Source organism: Mesorhizobium sp. M7A.F.Ca.US.005.03.2.1 (assembly GCF_003997795.1).
GTDB lineage: Bacteria > Pseudomonadota > Alphaproteobacteria > Rhizobiales > Rhizobiaceae > Mesorhizobium > Mesorhizobium ciceri.
Genome location: NZ_RZRP01000744.1, coordinates 1 through 3,098, shown reverse-complemented (window position 1 = coordinate 3,098; position 3,098 = coordinate 1). Strand labels below are relative to the sequence as shown.

The 3,098-nt window shown below is 65.2% G+C and carries 4 protein-coding genes; all 4 read right to left on the bottom strand.

What is annotated here, in order from left to right; translation table 11 throughout:
• The coding region (locus EN991_RS29460; RefSeq protein WP_127370066.1) for a PTS mannose transporter subunit IID at nt 1-276 on the bottom strand (276 nt) is incomplete at its 3' end.
• Nucleotides 273-875 carry a dihydroxyacetone kinase subunit DhaL gene (gene dhaL, locus EN991_RS29455; protein ID WP_127370067.1) on the bottom strand — a complete coding sequence of 201 codons (603 nt, stop codon included), beginning with the start codon at nt 873-875 and terminating at the stop codon, nt 273-275. The genes EN991_RS29460 and dhaL, both read right to left, overlap by 4 nt.
• Nucleotides 876-947: 72 nt before the next feature.
• Complete coding sequence (locus EN991_RS29450; protein ID WP_127370065.1) at nt 948-2,591, bottom strand: dihydroxyacetone kinase subunit DhaK; 1,644 nt, start codon at nt 2,589-2,591, stop codon at nt 948-950.
• Between the two features lie 54 nt (nt 2,592-2,645).
• Nucleotides 2,646-3,098, bottom strand: a 453-nt coding sequence (locus EN991_RS29445) for a TOBE domain-containing protein (RefSeq protein ID WP_164769454.1), incomplete at its 5' end; no start/stop codon positions are given.

Below are 3,098 nucleotides of genomic sequence, written 5' to 3'. Positions count from 1 at the left end.
GATCTTGTGCGACCGTGGCTCGCCGATCATCCCCACCGCCATTTCCGAGTTGGTCTCGGCGCCGCCGAGATCGACCAGAATGGCGACACCGGCTTCCGACCAGGCCTTGTCGATGGCGCCCATGATCGCCTCGACATTGGTGCCGAGCCCGCCATGGCCGTTTCCGCCGCACCATGCAAGCGGCACTTCGTCGCCCACCATCTGCCGCACCATGTCGGCCGTGCCCTCGGCAACCAGCGGCGAATGCGAGACGATGACGATGCCGACATTGCTCATGCGCTTTCCCCGAGGCTGTGCGCCACTGTGCGCACCAGCAGCGCGGTTGAGCGCGCGCCGGCGTCCATATGACCGATCGATCGGTTGCCCAGGAACGAGGCGCGGCCACGCAAGGCTTTCATAGGGACGGTCGCGTCGGCCGCGGCGTCGGCGATATCGGCGATTTCAAGAGCTGTCTTTCCCTGCAGCAGCGCGTCATGCACCGGCTGCAGCACGTCGAGCATGGTTTTTTGTCCGATCTGCGATTTGCCGCGTGCTGCCACAGCTTCGATCGCCTTGCCGAACGCCGCCGTCAGATTGGCGCGATCGGGTTTCGCCGAAATCTCCTTGCCGAATGCCAGGAACAGGGTGCCGAACAGCGGGCCGGAGGCGCCGCCGACCGTCATCACCAGCTTGGTGCCGATCGCCTTCAGGGCATCGGGCAGCGGTTTGGCCGAAAATGCTTCGGCTTCGGCGCGCACGGCCTCGAAGCCGCGCTTCATGTTCAGCCCGTGGTCGCCGTCGCCGATCGCCTGGTCGAGCGCCGTCAATTCCTCGGCGTTCGCGGCGATCGTATCCGCGGCGGCCGCGATCAGCCGGGCAAGGTTCAACGCCGCCATGTCACCCGCATTCCCGGTTTCCATCTTGCCGGCAGTATCGAAAGAACGGTCATTCGACAACTGGAGCATACGTCAGGCCGCTTCATGCAATGCCGCGGCCGCCGCGAAGACTTCGGCGACCGCGTGAGCGCCGGGGTCGACCACACCTTGCAGCTTGCTGCCGACATAGGTCGACCGCCCGGCTTTTGCCTTGTCCATGGCGGCCGTGGCCTCGGCACCATGGCGGGCTGCTGTTGCCGCCTCCTCCAGGCCGTTCGCGTCGAGTGCTTTGAGCGCCGGCTCCAGCGCATCGACCATGGTTCTATCGCCAATTCTGGCGCCGCCATAAAAGGTCATCCGTTCAAGGCCGGCAAGCAGCGCTCTGGGCAGGCTCGCGCCGCCGCCCAGAGCCTGCGCCGCCGCCGTGAAGAAGATCGACAGCAGCACGCCGCTGGAGCCGCCCATCGACGCGCTCAGAATGTCGCCTATCGCGCCAAGGGTGGCTGCAGGCTCGGCAAGCGGTAGCGTGTCGAGCCGCTCGAGAACACTGCGCGCGCCGGTCGCCACCGTCGAACCGGTGTCGCCGTCGCCTGTTTTGGCGTCCAGTCCGTTCAAAGTAGCTTCGAGCGCGATCAGCCTTTCGCAGATGGTAACGAGAAGAGACCGGGTCCGCGCATCCTGGCTGGGCTTGCGTGCCACGCTTTGTCCGGCCGCTTTCGCCATCGGCACGACGGCAGGTGAAACAACCGGCTTTGCCGGTATCCAGGCATGCGGGCCGACCGGCGCCTGCAAGGCGGTTTCGCGCGCCGCATCCAGCCGGATCAGCGACAGCGAGAAGCCGTTCATGTTGAGCGCCGTCATCAGCGGGCCCGGGCCGATCGTCAGTTTGATGGTTTTAGCCAACGGCGAGGCAAGCACCGCATTGGCGATAACGGACATTTCGAGCGGCGGCACGGAGCCGAGATTGTTGATCAGCAAGGCGTAGGTGGCCTTGGGATCAAGCCGCTTCGCAAGGCGCTCCGCCATGATCGCCACCAGCCTGTCGGCGCTCTGCACCGCAATCCGCTCGACGCCCGGCTCGCCGTGAATGCCAAGGCCGAGTTCGCCATCGTTCTCGCCAAATCTGTCTTCGTGCGGCTGGCCCGGGATCGAGCAGGACGACAGCGACATCCCGAGCGAAACGATGTCCTTGGCCGCCGCCCGCGCCGCTGCCGCGATTTCAGCCAGATCGTGGCCGGCTTCCGACAGGTGGCCTGATATCTTGTGCACGAACAAGGTGCCGGCAACGCCGCGCGGCTGGGTGATGTCGGGCAAAGCGATATCGTCGGCGACAATGACCATCTCGACACGAAACCCTTCGGCGCGCGCCTTCTCTGCCGCCAGGCCGAAATTGAGACGGTCGCCGGTGTAGTTCTTGACGATCAGCAGGCAGCCGGCCGGGCCGGTGACCGCGCGAATGGCCGCCAGCACCGCTTCGACGCTTGGCGAGGCAAAGATCTCGCCCGAAACCGCCGCCGTCAGCATGCCCCTGCCGACGAAACCGGCATGTGAAGGCTCGTGCCCGGCCCCGCCGCCGGAGACGACACTGACTTTCGTCTTGTCCCAGTCGGCGCGCAGGACGACCTTGATCTCGGGATAGCCGTCGAGGCGCGCGAGATCGCCGGAGCCAATGGTTCGTAGCAGGCCGTCCAGCGCCTCGGTGACGATCGTTTCCCTGCGATTGAAAAAGTGCTTCATCGATTCGTCCCGTACTGGCAAAGTCAAAACCGGTGCTGAATCACCGAAAACCGCTCACATCAATCGCTGTCCATCGGCGCCGAAATACAGCGGCGCCCGGTAGCGGATCACCACTTTGTCGCCCTGCGCCAGATCCGTGTCGGGATCGGTCAGCGTCACCAGTTTCTTGGTGCCTACCGTCACATGCAAATGGTTCTGGTCACCGAGATGCTCGACCCAGTCGACAACGCCGTCAGCATGGCCATTCGCGGCCTTCGCGATCGTCAGATGCTCGGTGCGCGCGCCGATCGTCTTGGTGCCGGCCGGTGCGCCGCCGTCAGGCAGCAGCCCGGTCGGCAGAAGATTGATCGCCGGCTGGCCGAGCCTCGCCGCGACATGCAGGTTTGCCGGCTCTGAATAGATGGTGCGCGGCGAGCCGATCTGCACCAGCACGCCCTCGGTGAGGATGCCGATGCGGTCTGCCATCGTCATCGCCTCGATCTGGTCGTGGGTGACGTAGAGCATGGT